Source organism: Pyxidicoccus fallax (assembly GCF_012933655.1).
Lineage (GTDB): Bacteria > Myxococcota > Myxococcia > Myxococcales > Myxococcaceae > Myxococcus > Myxococcus fallax.
Genome location: NZ_JABBJJ010000286.1, coordinates 1 through 16,136 on the forward strand (window position 1 = coordinate 1; position 16,136 = coordinate 16,136).

13 protein-coding genes and 1 pseudogene are annotated in these 16,136 nt (G+C 71.7%); 6 read left to right on the plus strand and 8 right to left on the minus strand.

Annotation, left to right across the window (positions count from 1 at the left end):
- Positions 1-269 (plus strand): annotated as a pseudogene (locus tag HG543_RS39995) (MFS transporter); the annotation flags it as partial.
- A gap of 7 nt (positions 270-276) precedes the next feature.
- Here the strand turns inward: HG543_RS39995 and HG543_RS40000 are convergent.
- The 5 genes from HG543_RS40000 to HG543_RS40020 form a co-directional block, all read right to left on the minus strand.
- Positions 277-2,550 (minus strand): PAS domain-containing protein, encoded by a 2,274-nt coding sequence (locus tag HG543_RS40000; RefSeq protein ID WP_169350187.1) that lies wholly within the window; start codon positions 2,548-2,550, stop codon positions 277-279.
- Positions 2,551-2,838: 288 nt separating this feature from the next.
- Complete coding sequence (locus HG543_RS40005; RefSeq protein WP_169350188.1) at positions 2,839-3,357, minus strand: thermonuclease family protein; 519 nt, start codon at positions 3,355-3,357, stop codon at positions 2,839-2,841.
- A complete protein-coding gene (locus HG543_RS40010; protein WP_343073558.1) occupies positions 3,345-5,177 on the minus strand; it encodes a lamin tail domain-containing protein in 1,833 nt (610 codons plus the stop codon). The genes HG543_RS40005 and HG543_RS40010 overlap by 13 nt, the downstream gene beginning before the upstream one ends.
- A 194-nt stretch (positions 5,178-5,371) precedes the next feature.
- Entirely contained in the window at positions 5,372-7,447 is a 2,076-nt protein-coding gene (locus HG543_RS40015; RefSeq protein ID WP_169350190.1) for a hypothetical protein, read from the minus strand.
- 108 nt (positions 7,448-7,555) lie between these two features.
- Positions 7,556-7,750, minus strand: coding sequence for a hypothetical protein (locus HG543_RS40020; RefSeq protein WP_169350191.1), 195 nt, complete (start codon positions 7,748-7,750; stop codon positions 7,556-7,558).
- A gap of 215 nt (positions 7,751-7,965) precedes the next feature.
- On the opposite strand from HG543_RS40020, the gene HG543_RS40025 reads away from it, so the two are divergent.
- Both HG543_RS40025 and HG543_RS40030 read left to right on the plus strand, forming a co-directional pair.
- Positions 7,966-8,739, plus strand: coding sequence for an alpha/beta hydrolase (locus HG543_RS40025; RefSeq protein ID WP_169350197.1), 774 nt, complete (start codon positions 7,966-7,968; stop codon positions 8,737-8,739).
- Between the two features lie 10 nt (positions 8,740-8,749).
- Positions 8,750-9,328 carry a TIGR02265 family protein gene (locus HG543_RS40030; protein WP_169350192.1) on the plus strand — a complete coding sequence of 193 codons (579 nt, stop codon included), beginning with the start codon at positions 8,750-8,752 and terminating at the stop codon, positions 9,326-9,328.
- 16 nt (positions 9,329-9,344) lie between these two features.
- Here HG543_RS40030 and HG543_RS40035 read toward each other — a convergent pair whose 3' ends face one another.
- Entirely contained in the window at positions 9,345-10,511 is a 1,167-nt protein-coding gene (locus HG543_RS40035) for an ATP-grasp domain-containing protein (protein WP_169350193.1), read from the minus strand.
- A gap of 146 nt (positions 10,512-10,657) precedes the next feature.
- On the opposite strand from HG543_RS40035, the gene HG543_RS40040 reads away from it, so the two are divergent.
- From HG543_RS40040 to HG543_RS40050, 3 genes are all read left to right on the plus strand, one after another.
- Positions 10,658-10,819 (plus strand): hypothetical protein, encoded by a 162-nt coding sequence (locus tag HG543_RS40040; protein ID WP_169350194.1) that lies wholly within the window; start codon positions 10,658-10,660, stop codon positions 10,817-10,819.
- Between the two features lie 198 nt (positions 10,820-11,017).
- Positions 11,018-12,745, plus strand: coding sequence for a DUF6311 domain-containing protein (locus HG543_RS40045; RefSeq protein WP_211194477.1), 1,728 nt, complete (start codon positions 11,018-11,020; stop codon positions 12,743-12,745).
- 48 nt (positions 12,746-12,793) lie between these two features.
- Positions 12,794-13,669: a GNAT family N-acetyltransferase gene (locus HG543_RS40050; protein ID WP_169350195.1), complete on the plus strand. Its 876-nt coding sequence runs from the start codon at positions 12,794-12,796 to the stop codon at positions 13,667-13,669.
- Positions 13,670-13,708: 39 nt separating this feature from the next.
- On the opposite strand, the gene htpX is transcribed toward HG543_RS40050, so the two are convergent.
- Both htpX and HG543_RS40060 read right to left on the minus strand, forming a co-directional pair.
- Entirely contained in the window at positions 13,709-14,626 is a 918-nt protein-coding gene (gene htpX, locus HG543_RS40055; RefSeq protein ID WP_169350196.1) for a protease HtpX, read from the minus strand.
- Positions 14,627-14,824: 198 nt separating this feature from the next.
- The coding region (locus tag HG543_RS40060) for a threonine ammonia-lyase (RefSeq protein ID WP_211194478.1) at positions 14,825-16,136 on the minus strand (1,312 nt) is incomplete at its 5' end.

The following is a 16,136-nucleotide window of genomic DNA, read 5'->3' on the forward strand; positions in this document are numbered from 1 at the left end:
GCATCTCCCTGTGGCTGGGGGCGGCGGGCTTCTTCCTCGCGCCCCAGACGGCGCTGTTCATCTCCCTGCTCCAGCGGCTCCTGCCGGCGGACCGGCAGGCGGAGGGCTTCGCCCTCTTCAACGCGGGCTGGGCGCTGGGCATCGGCGTGGGAAGCGCGGTGGCGGCGGTGCTGCTGGACACCGCCGGCTCCCAGGTGGCCATGCTGCTATCCGGCGCGGTGCCCGTGGCCATGGCGCTGGCGGGCCGGCTGTCGCGTCACACGCGCTGAAGGGCCCTCACGTCCCGCCGGGGGCCTTCGGGCCCCGCGCCCCGGGCTGGCGCGGCAGGCGCACCAGGAAGGTGGTGCCCTCCAGCTCCGTGGAGCGCACGCGCAGCGCGCCGCCGTGCGCGTCCACGATGTGCTTCACGATGAACAGGCCCAGGCCCAGGCCGCGGCCCTCGCGCGTGTCGTGGGGCGGCGCGGCGCGCTTCAGCGGCTCGAACAGCCGGGCGCGCAGCTCCGCGGGGATGACCGCCCCCTCGTTGTGGACCGCCAGCACCACCGCGTCGCGCAGGCCGCGCGTGCGCACCCGCACCGGGCAGTGCTCCGGGCTGTACTTGAGGGCGTTGTTCACCAGGTTGGTGATGACCTGCGCCAGCCGGTCCGGGTCCCACAGGCCCTTCCCGTCCCCGCCGCTCTCCACCTGCAGCCGCCGCCCCGGCCAGGCGAGCTGCACCTCGTCCATCACCTGCCGCGTCAGCTCGTGCAGGTCGAACGGGCGCGGCTGCATGGGGATGCCGCCGCCCAGGCGCGCCTGGGTGAAGTCCAGCACGTCGCGCAGCATGCGCGTGGCGCGCTCGGCGCTGGAGAGGATGCGGCCCAGCACCTTGCGCTGCCGCTCGTCCACGCACTCGCGCCGCAGCAGCGTGGTGGTGGCCATGGTGATGGCGGAGATGGGGTTGCGTAAGTCATGGCCGACGATGCCGATGAGCAGCTGCTCGAACTCCGCCCGCCGCTTCGCTTCCAGCTCCGCGGCCCGCCGCTGGGTGACGTCCTGCATGGCACCCACCATGCGCACCGCCCGGCCGGTGGCGTCGCGCACCACGTGGCCCCGGTCGGAGATGAAGGCCCACGTGCCGTCTCCGAGCAGGAAGCGATACTCGTCCGACCAGTTCTCCGCGCCATGGTCGATGACGGTCTGAATCCCACGGTCCACGCGCTCGCGGTCCTCTGGGTGGATGCGGGTGCTCCACCAGTGGAAGTCCAGCCGCGAGCTGCCGGGAGGCAAGCGGAACTGCCGCGCGGCCAGCTCGCTCCATTCGATGCGCCCGGAGTCCAGCTCCCAGTCGTAGATGACGTCCGTGGTGGCCTGCGTGGCCAGCCGGTAGCGCGTCTCCCACTGACGCAGCACCAGCTCCGCGCGGCGGCGCTGGGTGATGTCCAGCGACACGCCCGCCACGCTCTTCACCCGGCCGTCGGGCCCGAGCACCGGCGAGATGTACGCCATGAACCAGGAGCCGCCCATCTCCAGCTCCATGGCCATGGACTCGCCGGCCTGCGCGCGGTGCGCGGCTTCGATGAGCTCGGGGCGGTCCGCATACACCTCGAAGGTGGAGCGGCCCACCAGCGCTCCCGGCGTCATCCCGAGCGAGCGCAGCCCCTCCCCCTCCATGAGGGTGATGGTGCCACGGTTGTCGGCGGACCAGAGGATGACGGGGAGCTGGGTGATGACGCGCCGCAGGTGCTCGCGCGCCTCGTCCCGCTCGGCCTGCAGGTGCCTCGCCTCGGTAACGTCCGTGGAGATGCCACAGACGGCGAAGATGCGGCCGTCCGCGTCCGGCAGCGGGAACTTGAGCGACTGGTAGGTGCGCATCCCCTCCGGGTTCGGCACCTGGTCGTCGGTGATGACGGGTTGGCGGGTGGCGAGCACCCGCTTGTCGCTGAGCGTGAATGCCGCCGCCAGCTCGGCTGGGAGCAGCTCCCCGTCCGTGCGGCCCACCACGTCCTCGCGATTCCTTCCGAGGGCGCGCCCGAAGGAGTGGTTGACGAAGAGGTAACGCCCGTGCGGGTCCTTGGCGTAGATGGCGGCCGGCGCGTGGTCGAGGATGGCGAGCAGCGTGGCCTCCGTGTCTCGCAGCCGGCGCTCCTGCTCACGGGTGAACTGCACCACCGCGTTCGCGAGGCTCGCGTCGAGCGCCTGGTTGAGCATGCGCAGCCCGGTCAGCTCCGGCGCCCACCCCGCCTCCTGGAGCACCTCCAGGACGGTGTCACGCAAGAGGCCGTGCTCGAGCACCACGGTATCCAGGTCCAGGCCCTCCCGGTGGCGGATGCGGCCATGTCTGCCGCCGACGGTCCGCGCCCTCTCCAGCTCGGATGGCACGTGCCCGCCGCGGACGAGCTCGACCAGCGTGTCCACCAACCCAGGCAGGCTGTCCAAGCGCTCCTCGTGGGACAACGAGCGCTCTCCGAGCCTCTGGCTCACCCGCGCCTCCCAGCGCCGCAGGATGTCCTCGCGCCGCGCCTCGAGCAGGTCCGGCAGGGTGGAGGGCAGCGTGACGCAGGTGCTCATGCGAGCGCCTCCCTCGCGGGGTCCCGGAGCCCCGCCCCGCCCGCGACTCCTCCGCACGATGAAGTGACCTGCCTGGGTGGATGAGCAGAGGGCATGGCCGTGACACACCTTTGATACATCTCCTGAAACATGGGGACTGCCCTCCCCGTCGGGCCGCCCGGGTGATACCTCGAAGAGGAGGCGGCCACGTGGGCGCCTCCCGTGCCAGGAGGGGTGGATGAGACACGCCTGCCCATACTTCGCGTGCGGTGCAATTCCAGACGTCAGGGCCATCCGGAGGCAGGAGATTCAACGCAGACAGGGGACCGGCGCGCAGGCTCCCCACACGCCCCGCCTCGCGTGCCGGGCCTCGGCCTCCAGGGCCTCGAACTCGGCGCGCCGCTCGCTCCCCGCGGGCGGGATGTAAAGCACACAGGCGTGGCCCCGCTCCACGAGGAGCGTGTTCACCTCGCGCCCGTCCACGGACACGTAGGCGAGCAGCCGGCCGAAGCGGTCCGTGCAGGCCTCTCCGTACGTCAGCGTCACCTGTCGGCCCTCCACGAGGTCGCGGTTGAAGGCGTGGGCCTCCGGGCCGAAGCAGTCCCTCGCGCCCCCCGTGCTCTCCGGCGCATCGGCGAGCAGGTAGCGGACGCGCTCGCCTCCGTCGAGCAGGAGCGTGTCCCCGTCGATGGCCTCCGCCACCCGGGCCATGTCCGGGCCACATGGGGAACGGGGGTTGCCTCCACAGGCCAGGAGCGCGGTGGTCAGGAGCGCCGCCCGTGGACGGAGTCGCGTCGCGCCCCGCTTGTGCTCGTTCAAGGCGCGCATGGACGGTTCTCCACGCCCGGCGTGCCCCGGTCCCCCAGCCCGTAGCGGGCGCCGGTCGGCGCGGGGCAGAAGCTCCCCGCCAGGTCGTTGCGACCGGGGTCGCTCCGGGAGGGGTCGAGCTGGGACGCCACGCCCGGAACCGCCGCCGCGGTCCACGTCACGGCATCCAGCAGCCGCCCGTCCACCGAGAGCCGGAGCATGTGACTGCCCGCGCTGTTCGCGAGGTTGAAGGAGAACGTGCCGAGCACCGCCGGCAGTCCGCCATTCGCGGACACGTCGTCGCTGCGCGCGAGGAGGGCACGGCCTCCGGCCCTCACGGACAGACACAGCGTCGAGGTGAGCACCGTCCCTCCCCCGCTCCCGCTGGACAGGCTGACACCGTTGAGGTCCACGTCCCTCAGGGCGAGCACCTCGACCCACTCGCCCATGGCGTCCGTCACCGCGGCCGGGTCCGCCATGAACTCCGTGAGGACCAGCGAGCCCGCGTCCGGCACCCTCGGTGCGCGCGACCTGCCCGTCGCCCGGTCGATGCACCCGGACGCCGGAGTCCCCGCGTCCACGCCCGCATCGGCCACGCCCGCGTCCGGAGTGCCGGCATCGCTCCTGACACCTCCATCCGGGACCCCCGCGTCCGCGCCTCCGCCGCCAGAGCACACGCGATTCGCTCGCCCCGGCGTACCCAGGTCGCCTCGCGTTCCATGCGGCTCGGTGGCTCGGCACCAGGCCTCCTGTGAGTCATTGCGGCTCGCGTCCGCCAGGAGCGCGGACACCTGGGTGGCCACGCCTTCTTCCGCGGGGCCGTACGCCGCCGCGTCGATGAGGACGTCCCCGGAACGCACCATCACCACGCCGCCCGAGTTGCGCAGGTCCACGCCGAAGGTGGCCACGGGCTGGGGCAGCCCGCCGTTGAGCACCGCCTCCGTGCGCCGTGCCAGCACCGCGTGCGCCCCCGCCGCGAGCGACACGCACCGCGTCCCCTCCACCTTCGTTCCCGCCGAGTCCGAGCCCACCGTCAACCCATTGAGGTCCACGGGCGCGGTGGCCAGCACCTCCACCCACTCACCCAGCGTGTCGTCCCCACGAGGGTTGGCCATCACCTCGGTGATGACCAGCTCGCCCGGTCGCGGGCGGGCCACGGGCCGCGCGAGCTGGACCCCGTCGGGCACGCACGTCTCCGCGACACCCGCGTCCGCGGCGGGTCCTCCCGGTGTGCTCTTGGATTCGCACGGCGCATTGGCCATGCCCGGACTCCCGCGGGAGGTGCCCGCGTCACCCGCGCCCGTTCCGTCACACCACCGCTCCGGGTCGTCATTGCCGGCGGAGTCCGGCACGAGCCGTCCGTCATAGGTCCGAGCCACGCCGCTCCTGGCGGGGGCGGTGAGGTGGACCTCGTCCACCACGCGCTCCCCGCACCGCACGCCCAGCAGTCCCCCGGTGTTGCCCAGCGCCCCGAGCGCCTCGCCATACGCATGGTCCACGTACGCGGGCCTGGGCCCCTCACGGACGTCTCCGAGCACCAGATAGCTGCCCGGTGCCACCGGAACGGACTGGGTGAAGACATACGCCTTTTCCTGCGAGCCATCCGAGCGAGCCGCGTAGAGCGCCAGCCCTCGCAGGTCCACGCGGTCGCGGGAGGGGTTGTGCAGCTCGACGTACTCCTGTCCCGTGTCCGTCCCCTCCGGGTCGTTGAGGTACTCGGTGATGACGAGGTCCCCGGGCAGCAGCCCGGCGCACGCCTCGTCCACGGCTTCGTCTGACGATGCCCCGCCACAGCCCCATGCGCCAACGAGCAGCGCCAGCAGGATTCCCCGACCTCTCACTCTCCATCCCCTCATGTCGCCAGCCCTCACGTTCCGCTCCCTCCGTTCCATGCGCCTCACCAGCGCGTCTCCAGCTTCAGGTGCCCCACCCTCTCGCTCCATCCCCTCACCTCGGCGATCTCCGAAGCTCCTCTCCAGCTCCAGGTGCCCTGTCTTCCCGTCCCTCACGTCCGCGGCTCCCGCGTTCCGCGGTCTCAGAAGCGCGTCTCCAACTCCAGGTGGAAGAGGTGGCGCGGAGGGTCGGGCGGCACGCGCGCCACGCTCGCGTCCTTCAAGTCGAGCACCCACGCGTACCTTGCCCGCGCGCTCACGGTGTCGAACGCGGACCAGCTCGCGTCCACCGAGGCGCGCAGCTCCTGCCGGAGCCGGCTGCGCTCGGAGAGGTCCTCGTCCTTCCACACCAGCCGGCCACCCAGCCGCAGGCGCTCTCCCGGCCGCAGCCTCACGTCGAGCACGGCCTGACCGTCGTACCTCGGCCCGCCCGCTTCGGGCTCATCCACCCGCGCGTGCCCGTACTGCGCGGCGACGGTGACACCGTCGGAGAGCTCGGACCGGACGCGGGCGATGAGTCCATACCGTCCGCTGGAGCAGTCCTGCTCCGAAGCCGCGTCCTCCGGGCACGGCACCTCCGCTCCAAGGCCCGAGTCACGCAGCTCCACCTGCAGCGACGGCTGGAACAGGGGCCACACGAGCCAGTCCGCGCGAGCGGACGCGCGCAGGTGCACCGTGCCCGCCGTCCCCGGTACCGCGCCATCGGCCGGCAGGGTCCACGCGTCCACCTGCCCGCGCAGCCGCCACGCACGCTCCTCCCGCTGGAGGTAGCGCAAGCGGGCTCCCAATTCATTGCGTACGCGCAAGCCCTCCAGCGCATCCGGCCCGGACGGCGCACCGCTGTATGGGTTCGCGAAGTCGCGGCCGTAGTAGCGCAGGGCCAGTTCCAGCTCGCGCCGCTCGCCGGAGAGCACGGTGCGTTGGAGCGCGCCGAAGCCACCCCCTCCCCCGGGCGCGGAGTCGAAGCCGCGGGTGCCCTCGAAGAAGAGGTCCAGCGCGCCATGCCCCCACGCCGCATCGAGCCCCACCGCTCCGAAGCCACCGCCCGCCGGATAGCGGGCACTCGGCTGGAAATCGAGCCTCGCCCCTTCCACGTTCCACACCGGCCGCGCCACCCAGCCCGTCACCCCGACGTGGGCACGCGGCGACAGCGCCAGCGTGGCATTGCCGCCACCAGCCCATTCATGGAAGACCCCCGGCAGCGTGCGCGCGGTGAGCTTCTCCAGCCGGGAGCCCGACAACGGCACCCGCACGTCCGGAGCCTTGCAGCCCTCACGCGGCCGCGAGCACACGGAGAGGTCCAGCACCGCGGACCGGGGCAGCGAGCGGAGCTGATACGAGCCGAAGCCGGTGAGCACCCCTTCCCAGCCATGCCCCACGGAGCCGCGCACGGTGCCCACGACGCCCCGGAAGCCTTCATCCCATCCAAAGTCCGGAGTCACCTCGGAGCGCCGCGCCTCCTCCTCACAGCCCTCTCCTCCGACGAGGCACTCCCGCTCCAGTCCTCCCGGCGGACGCACGCCCTCATCCGGCAGGAAGCCCTCCGGCGAAGGCAGTGCCGTGGTGTCCAGGGTGAGCCTTTGCCCGAAGCCCAAGCGATACGTGCCCGCGAGCACCGAGGCCCGCTCGCCCGTCCACTGCGCGTAGAACTTCGGCAGCAACAACGCCGCCCCGGGCGCCTCCACGACGAGAGACCGGCTGCGAGCGTCCCGCTCCAGCGCTCCCACCCTCCGGCGCGCGAACGAGACCAGCACGCCCGCCCGCATCCCCGCGAGCCCTCCCGCGCGGACCTGCAAGGCCATGGGCGGTGGCAGCGCGTCCGACGCGGAGAAGGCCATCATCCACCGCGCATCCCCGTACAGCCGCCCCGGCTCCCGGCTCGCGAGGAATGGCGCGAGCCTCCGGGCCTCCTCCTCCGTGAGCCCCCGCCCGGCCTCCCGCGCCCGTCGCCGGAGCAGCCCATCCACCTGCGCGTACGTCAGCCCGGGCAATCCATAGAGCGTCGCCCGCGTCGCGAGCCCCGGCTCCACGCCCGCCCGCCGGAGCGCCAGCAGCGCCGCGAGCGTCTCCCCGGAGATGGCGCCCTCCTCCACCAGCGCGAGCAGGTCCAGCTCGCCCGCCGCCTCCGGCTCCACCTCGTACGGCGCGGCCCACCCGGGCAACGCCACGCACCACCCACCCAGCAACCCAATCAGTGACAGCGAAAGGACGCGTCGCACGCCGCGCCCTCACTGCACATCCGGGACCACTCTTCCCTACAGCAACACCTCATCCGCGAGGCGTCCGAAGCTGGGACCGGGCGTCCAGCATCCGGACGCGCCAGAGCCTCACGCCCACACGACGGTCCGGGGGTCCGCCAGCAGCAGCTCCTCGGTCACCGACCACGCGGCCACCGCGCGGGCGTGCGCTGCGGCGTGGCGAAGCCTTGCTTCCTCACTGCCATCCAGCGCCGCCTGCGCCTGCCGCAGCTCGGACTCGGTGGTCAGCAGCAACGCCGCCAGATGTATGCGCTCCAATTCCATCCACGAAACTCCAGCGCTTCAACCCGCCGCATCATGGCAGGAGGGGACCCACGTCCCGTGGGTTCGGTCGAAGCCCTGTGCAGACCCGGGGCCAGCCCCCCAGGCCACCAACCAGGTAATCACAGAGCATCCCGCGCGCGATGTGAACTCCGAAACCACCTGTGGACGGTGGACCGGACGAGTCATCCCATCCATGTATGCTGTCACCACGCCTCATGGGTCACGTCCACATCGTCCGAGACTTCCCCTCCCCCCAGGAGGGCTTCGCCCGCACCGTCCGCGTCTACACGCCGGACGCCTACGACGCATGGCCGCACCAGCGCTTCCCGGTGCTCTACATGCACGACGGGCAGAACGTCTTCGCCCACCCCGAGTCGGCCCGCTTCGACACGTGGTGCGCCAACCTGGCGCTGGAGCACGGCGTGGGCGAGGGCCGGCTGGCGCCGTGGATCATCGTCGCCGTCGACTCGGGCGAGGGCCGGATGCAGGACTACACGCCCTGGGACGAGCCCCGGAACCAGACGAAGGGGCGGGGTGACTCCTACGGCCGCTTCCTCGTGGAGCACCTCAAGCCGCTGGTGGACCGCACCTACCGCACGCGCCCGGAGCCCGAGTGGACGGGGGCCATGGGCTCGTCGCTGGGCGGGCTCATCTCGCTGTACCTCGGCGTGCGCTACCCGCAGGTGTTCGGCCGCATCGGCGCGCTGTCACCCACCGTCATGTGGAGCGCGGGGCGCCTGTTCCAGGAGTGGGGCGCCCACAGCCGCCGCTGGTCGCGCATCTACCTGGACGCGGGCGAGCACGAGTTCATCGACGCGGACGGCGTGCCGCTCGACTATGGCCGGGCCACGCACGCCTTCTACGAGCACCTCAAGCACCTGGGCTACGCGGACCACGAGGTGGCGCTGGTGCTGGAGCCCGGAGGCGAGCATCACGAGCGGGACTGGCAGCGCCGGCTCCCCCACGCGATGCGGTGGCTGCTGGCGTGAGGCGTGACTGGTGACAACCCGCAAGCCGGTCCCCGTCGAGCAGCGGCACGTCTACGTCCAGGTGGTGGAGGGGCTGCTCCAGCACGCGCTCCACGGTCAGATTTCCCCCCGGCTCAAGCAGCGCCTCAAGCAGGTGGGGGTGGACCTGGACCGGCCCCTGCTCCCGGTCTACCCGGTGTCGCTGTGGATGCACTGCCTCACCATCATCGCCGAGGAGACGTACCCGGGCGTGCCGCGCGAGGAGGCCTTCCGCCGGCTGGCCGAGGCGCACGTGCAGGGCTACGGGCGCACCGTCATCGGCCGGGCGGTGTATGGCGTCATGCGGCTGCTCGGCCCGCGCCGGCTGGTGCTGCGGCTGCCGCAGACGCTGCGCGCCACGGACAACTACACGGAAGCGGAGCTCATCGAGCGTGGGCCCACCACCTACGAGATGCGGATGAACTCCGCCGTGGATGCCCCCGGCTACGTGGAGGCCCTCTTCGAGGGAATGCTGCGCGTGGGCGGCGCCGACTCTCCCCAGGTGACGAAGACGCACGCGGACCCGGCCATCCCGAGCAGCACGTACCTGCTCACCTGGAAGGACCGCTGAAGCCTCCCCTCGCGCGTCAGGAGGTGGCCTGGATGAAGCGCACCGCCTCGTGCATGGCGTCCAGGTCCGCGTGCCGGGTGAGGTACATCTCCTCGCCCATGAGGCTGTGGTACACGGACGGCAGCTCGCCCTTGTAGATGAGCAGCGACGGCCCCAGCCGCTCGACAATCTGCTTGTGGGTGTGCTTGTAGCGGCGGCTCTTGCGTCGCGCGCTGTGACACACGTGGTAGCGCGGCGTGTACCGGAAGTCCGCCACCGGGTCCCCCGTCACCACGCGCGCCCACAGCCGGTACACGTCGATGTCGCACGTGTAGTTCATCATGTCGGTGATGAAGCCGCCGGGGGGACGGAGGTTGACCTCCAGCACGATGAAGCGCCCGTCGGGCAGGCGGAAGAACTCCAGGTGGAACCAGCGCTCGCGCAGGCCGCAGGCGGCCACCACCTCGCGGCCCAGCACGTCCAGGCCGGGGGGAATCTCCTGGAGGCTCCAGAAGGAGATGTCGCGCTTCTCCAGCACCGTCTCCATGCCGCCGTCGCTGTACTGGTGGCTGAGGCTGAAGACGATGGCGCCGTGCCGGTCCACGATGCCGTCGTAGGTGACGATGGTGCCGCGCACGAAGGGCTGGGCCACGTAGGACGTGGGCAGCGGATGGGACAGGGCGGCGTCCACCTCGGCGTCGCTGGCCACCTTGAAGGTGTGGGCGGCGCCCACGCCCACGTCGGGCTTGAGCACGAGCGGGTAGCCCACCTTCGCGGCGAACGTCTTCACCTGCGCGGCGTCGCGCACGCGGATGAGGTCCGGGTGGGGCACGCCGGCGGCGTGGAAGACCTCGGCCATGCCGGACTTGGAGCGCAGGCGGTGGATGTCCGCGGGATGGAGGCCGGGGACGTGGAAGTCCTCGCGCAGGCGGGCCTCGACCTCCAGCCAGGACTCGTTGAGCGAGTCGATGCGGTGGATGCGGCCGTGCTTCCACGTGAGGTAGCCGGCCGCGCGCAGGAGCGCGTCCTCGTCGTGCAGGTTGGGGACGAAGTAGTACTCCCGCATGGACTCGCGCAGCTCGCCGCGCAGCGAGTCATAGGGGGCATCGCCGATACCGAGCACCGTGACGCCCCGCTCGCGCAGGGCGGTGACGAAGTGGAAGAACTGGGGCGGGAAGTGGGGAGAGATGAAGACGAAGTTCATGGCTCCTCGGGTCGGGTCCCCGACGAGGGTGACCATAGCGGCGCCCCGGGGTAAGGCCCACTTCCTTGCCACCCCTCCAGGCAGGTGTGTGACATTTTCACCTCCCACGGGTTGCGGGACGCACCTCCAGGAAGAAGAACAAGGCCATGGACTCCGCCGCGTCCCGGCCCGAGCCCGGCTCCTTCGCCCGGGAGCGGGAGGAGATGGCCCGGCACACCATCCCCGAGCTCATCGAGCTGCTGGAGAGCGAGGACCTGCGCACCCGCTTCCTGGCGGAGATGGTGCTCCGGGACGCGACGTCCACGTGACTCCACTTTCAACCCGCGGGTCCGCGGGAGGAACGGCGGCGGGCGGTCCAGGAGTGGCGTGACTGGTGGGCCGAGCACCGGCTCACGTTCAAGCGCCGCTGGGGCCAGACCTGACCCGGCGCGGCGTGCTATCTCGCCCGGGCATTCCGAGGACTCCGGCCACGAGAACCGGGGACGGATGCCTGGGAGCCCGGAGCCTTGGAGTCATCCGCCGTCATCGAGGACGCCCCGTCCAGCCGCTGGAGCGCGTGGGGGCCCTGGCTGGGCGCCGCGCTCGGCATCGCGTGGATGCTGGTGGTGGGCGGGGCGCGGGTGCTCGACCCGACGAGCCTCGACTCCGTGGGCGGAGGCGACCACGCGCAGCACGTGCTCGGGTGGCTGCACTTCCGGAACGCGCCGTGGGGCTTCCCGCTCGGGCACATCCCCACGCTGAACCATCCGCTCACCACGACGGTGGGCTTCACGGACTCGAACCCGTGGGTGTCGTTCGCGCTGAAGCCCTTCTCGGGCTGGCTGCCCCAAGACTTCCAGTTCATCGGCCCGTGGTTCGTGCTGTGCTTCGCGCTCCAGGGGTGGATGGGCGTGAAGCTCATGGAGCGCCTCACGCCGCGGCTGTCTCAGCGCCTGCTGGGCGCCGCGCTGTTCGTCATGGCGCCGGTGCTGCTCGGCCGGCACGGGCACGACACGCTGTGCGCGCACTGGCTCATCCTGGGACTGCTGTGGCTCCACCTGCGTCCTCGCGCGGACGCCCGGGCGGCCCGGCGGGACGTGGCCTGGGCCTTCGCGTTCGTCGTGCTGGCCGCCGGCATCCACCCGTACCTCCTGGTGATGGTGCTCACCCTCGCGCTGGCGCTGCTCTACACCCTGGTGCGGCGGGAGCGACTGCTGACGTGGCGCGGTGGCGCCGGCGTGCTCGCGGGGTTGCTCGGCGTGGTGGGGGCGCTCTTCGTCCTGCTGGGCTACGTGGGCCAGGGGCCCTCGCTGGCCGCGGACCTCAGCTTCGGCCACTTCAGCGCGAACGTGCTCACGCTCGTGGACCCCATGGGCTGGTCGCGCCTGCTGCCGAGCATCCCCGTCGGCGCCGGTCAGTACGAGGGCTTCGGGTACCTCGGCACGGGCACGCTGCTGCTCGCCGGGGTGCTGCTGTGGAAGCGCGCCGACTGGTGGCCCCGGGCGAAGGCGGAGTGGAAGGCCCGCAGGCCGCTGGGGGTGGCGGTGCTCCTGCTGACGCTGCTGGCCATCTCGACGGTGGTGCAGGTGGCCGGGTGGAAGGTGCTCTCCCTGCGCGGTCTCACCAAGGCGCTGTTGCCGGTGCTCGCGCCGTTCCGCGCGTCGGGCCGGTTCATCTGGGTGCTCGACTACACGCTGCTGACGGGCGTGCTGGCGCTCGTCGTGTGGCGCTGGAGGCAGCAGCCGCGGACGGCCACTGGCCTGCTGCTGGCGGCGGTGGTGCTCCAGTTCCTGGACACGGGCGACGTGTGGTGGCGGGGCCGCTTCGGCGGTGAGCCCTGGCCCCGGCTGCGGGCGGCGGCCTGGGAGGAGCTGGACCCCTCCTACCGGCACGTCGTCCTCTACCCGCCCTTCGTCATGGCCTGGGCCGAGCCCTGCGTCGCCAACACCTTTCCGCAGAACGTCTACGTGAGCTTCGGGGACCTCGCGTACCGCAAGGGGATGACGACCAACAGCGCCTACGTGGCCCGCTTCGACGCGCCACGCATGAAGGCCGTCTGCGAGGCGCTGCGCGAGGACGTCCGGAACGGACGCTTCGCGGAGGACACCGTCTACGTGGTGGACGAGAAGGAGCGCGCGGCCTTCCAGCGTCCCGAGGCGGGCCTCACCTGCGGCGTGCTGGACGGGTACTACGTCTGCGTGGCGGCGAAGGAAGGCCGTTTCCGCGAGGCGCTCCGGAGCGCGGCGGCGCCTTGAGGCCACGGGGCTGGACGCGTCCAGGCGGACGCATGCGACAGTGGGCGGATGACCGCGAACGCCTCGCCCCGTGTGACTGAAATCGGCCCCCGCGACACCGCGGCGCGGGCCGCCTTCTGCGACTACGTGCCCCAGGTGTTCCAGCGCGCCAGCTTCCATCGCTGGTCCGAGTGGGGCGAGTGGAATGACGACTACCGCGCCTTCGCGGTGGTCGAGGACGGCCGCGTGCTGGCGAATGCCTCGGTGATGCGGATGCGGCTGCTGCTGGAGGGGCGCGAGGTGACGGGCTACCAGCTCGGCGCGGTGGGCTGCCTGCCGGAGCAGCGCGGCCGTGGACTGGCGCGCGCGGTGATGGAGGCGGCACTCGACTTCTGTGGCGATGCGCCGGTGCTGCTGTTCGCCAACCCCAGGGTGCTCCAGTTCTACCCGCGCTTCGGCTTCGCCCCGCGCAGGCAGGACCTGTTCGCCGCTCCGTACGAGGCAACGCCCGAGGGTGCCCCAGCGCCCACGCTGGACCTGTCGGAGGCCGGGGTGCGGGCGGGCCTCGCCGCGCTGTCGGACCGGGGCGTGCCGGTGACGGAGCGCTTCGGCGCGCGGGGCTATTCGACCATCGCCACGTGGTACGCGGCGAACGGGTTTGCCCGTCCGCTGCGGCGGCTGACCGATGACGCGTGGGTGTTCGCGAGCGTCGAGGACGACACGCTGTACCTCGATGACATCTTCACGCGGGGGCCCCTCGACCTGCGCGCCTGGATTCCCCGCCTCATCGACCGCCCCATCCGGCGCATCCAGTTCGGCTTCACCCCGGAGCGCTGGTGGCCCGAGGCCCCGGTGTCGGGCGAGGACACCGAGGCCGACCTGTTCGTGCGCGGACTGGACCTCCCGCGCGAGCCGCACCGCTTCCCCGTGCTGGCGCACACCTGACGCCAGCTCGCCGCGGTGGACGTGCGTGGCCTGCCCGCCCTAGTTGCGCCAGGTGCCGTCCACCAGCCGCTGGATGCGCTGCTCCAGCGGAGGGTGGCTGGCGAACAGCGCCATCATGCCGCCGCCGCTGATGCCGAAGGCCTGCATGTTGGCGGGCAGCGCGCTCGGCTCGCCCTGCTGACGGCGCAGCCGGTCCAGCGCGCGCGCCATGGCGCCCGGGTCCACCAGCGTGGCGCCGCCGTGGTCCGCGCGGAACTCACGCCGCCGGCTGAACCAGGCGACGATGATGCTGGCGCCGATGCCGAACACGATTTGAAGCACCAGGCTGGTGAGGAAGTACCCCGGCCCCATGCCGCTGCTCTCCTCGCCGTCCTCCGAACGGTTGAGGAACCGGTCCACGATGAAGCCCACCACGCGGCTCAGGAAGATGACGAAGGTGTTGAGCACGCCCTGCAGCAGGGTGAGCGTCACCATGTCACCGTTGGCTACGTGGGCCACCTCGTGGCCGAGCACCGCCTCCACCTCGTCGCGGCGCATGCCGTGGAGCAGACCCGTGGACACCGCGACCAGCGCGTTGTTGCGCCGCGCGCCCGTGGCGAAGGCGTTCATGTCCGGGCTGTCGTAGATGGCGACCTCGGGCGTGGCGATGCCCGCGTCACGCGCCAGCCGGCGCACCGTCTCCACCAGCCACTGCTCGGCCTCCGTGCGCGGCGAGTCGATGACGTGCGCGCCGGTGCTCCACTTCGCCATCGGCTTGGACATCAGCAGCGAGATGATGGAGCCACCGAAGCCCATCACCGCCGACATGATGAGCAGCGTGGTCAGGTTCAGCCCCGACCCCTGCCGCGCGAGGAAGTTGTCCACCCCAAGCAGCCGACCCACGACGGCCAGCATCGCGACCACCGCCAGGTTGGTCAGGACGAACAAAGCGATGCGACTGCCGAAACGACTCTTCATGACCCTCACCCCGAGAGAACTTCGTTGGCCTCAACATTCAGCAGCACGGAGCCGATGCAAGCCCTCCAGGCCGCGCACTGTCGTGGCGGATGAAGAACAAGGCGGGGGCCGGGGCCTTCCAAAGATTGTTCCTTGGGGGAGGTGAGGTTTTCTCTATGGCAGGGCGACAAACAGAGCTTTATGTAGGTGTCGTCTGTCTCACAGGGATGCAGCCGTGAGCCGCTCGCCGAGCAGGTGGACGTAGCGTGCGCGGCTGATGTTGCGGCCGGTGATGACCACGGCGACGTCACGGAAGCCCTCCGGCGGGTGGCGCAGCAGTGCGGCCACCGTGGCGGCCCCGGATGGCTCGACGACGAGCTGATGCTCCTCGAGCAGCCAGGCCATGGCGTCCTGGATGTCCGCCTCCGACACGCGCAGCACCCGGTCCACGTACCGCCGGGCAAGAGGCAGCGTGAGGGTGTCCGGCTCGGGCTGTGCGCCCAGCCCGTCCGCGATGCTGGGACGGGACTCCACCGGAACGGGACGTCCGTGCCGCAGCCACTCCGCGAGCACCGGGCTCACCTCGGGTTGCACGCCCCAGAGCCGCATCCGCGGGTTGCGGTCCTTCATGGCCACGCCCATGCCGCTGATGAGACCGCCTCCGCCGATGCCCACCACGGTGAGGTCCACCTCCGGCAGGTCGTCGAGCACTTCGAGGCCCACGGTGCCGCCGCCCGCGATGACGGCCGGGTCGTTGTAGGCGGAGACGAAGAGGCGCTGGTGCTCGCGCGCGTACGCCTGGGCGGCCTCGCGCGCGGCGGGCACGGAGTCGAAGAAGTGCAGCCGTGCGCCGTTGCCTCGCATGACCTCCACCTTGCGCGCGTCCGCCGTGCGCGGGAGGAACAGCTCCACGGGGACGCCGAGCGTCCGCGCCGCGTGCGACAGGCCGATGCCATGGCCCCCGGCGGTGGAGGCCACCGCGCCCCGGGCCCGCGTGACCTCGTCCACGGAGAGCAGTTTGTTGAAGGAGATGCGCGGCTTGAAGCTGCCCGTCACCTGGAGGCACTCCAGCTTGAGGAAGACGCGAGCACCGAGCCGGCGGGAGAGCGCGGGAGACGGCTCCAGCGGAGTGTGGCGGATGAAGGGGGCGATGCGCTCGCGTGCTTCGCGAATGGAGACGGGGGTGACGGGGAATGGAGCGGAGTGCTCGCTCGCATTGCTGGTAGAGCGGGACATGCTGGGGGGCGGCGCGACGCGCTCACTCGCATCGCAGATGGTGCCAGGTGTGACGGAGGACGGAACGACGCGCTCGCTCGCATCGCAGATGGTGCCAGGTGTGACGGAGGACGGAACGACGCGCTCGCTCGCATCGCGGATGGTGCCAGGCGTGACGGAAGGCGGAACGACGCGCTCGCTCGCATCGCGGATGGTGCCCGGCATGGTGGGAGACGAGGCGATGGGCTCGGGCGCGGCGATGCGCTCACGCGCCGCTCCACCTGCCGCGGACGGGGTGGTGGACGGGGGTGTGGAG